The sequence below is a fragment of the Paraclostridium dentum genome (assembly GCF_012922555.1).
Lineage (GTDB): Bacteria > Bacillota > Clostridia > Peptostreptococcales > Peptostreptococcaceae > Paraclostridium > Paraclostridium dentum.
Window position 1 is genome coordinate 1 of record NZ_WIPK01000100.1, and the last position, 526, is coordinate 526.

At 42.0% G+C, this 526-nt stretch carries 1 protein-coding gene; it reads right to left on the reverse strand.

The window, feature by feature from the left end; translation table 11 throughout:
• Nucleotides 1–207: 207 nt before the first annotated feature.
• Nucleotides 208–526, reverse strand: a 319-nt coding sequence (locus GFJ41_RS17945) for a hypothetical protein (RefSeq protein ID WP_206001607.1), incomplete at its 5' end; no start/stop codon positions are given.

Below are 526 nucleotides of genomic sequence, written 5' to 3' on the forward strand. Positions count from 1 at the left end.
ATTTTTTTTTATTGTTTGGACAATTTCCAGGATTTATTGGAACATTTTCAGATTTTGAAAGCATTGGTATGGCTTTTGAAAAGGACAAGATATTGCACTGATCATTGCTGAGCAGATCATGACATGATAGAGGTGGTAACTGGTTGTGTCCATTAGGCACAACAGGGCATGGAGACTCAGACGTCATGTCGGCGGGGACTACAGAATTTACTCTGGCGTGTTAAAGGTGTCATCGATCTTCTTCTTAATGCTCTGAAACTGCTCATTAAGCCAGTCCGAAGTCGTGGAGAAAAGCTTGCTATTCTCCAGCTGCTTCCAGGCATCTGTGGCCTTCTTGCCAAGGTTGTCTGTAAACTCGTTGACTTTGTCCTGCAAGTTGGCAAAATGTTGCTCAATTGTGGGCTCCTCTGCAGCCTCAGAGTGTGCAATCAGCACAAGCATCAATGTTGCAATAGCCAGGTACAGTCTCATGTTGGCTTTTTTCCTGCAATTTTTTAAAGATCTATTATACAAAATGGCATATAAT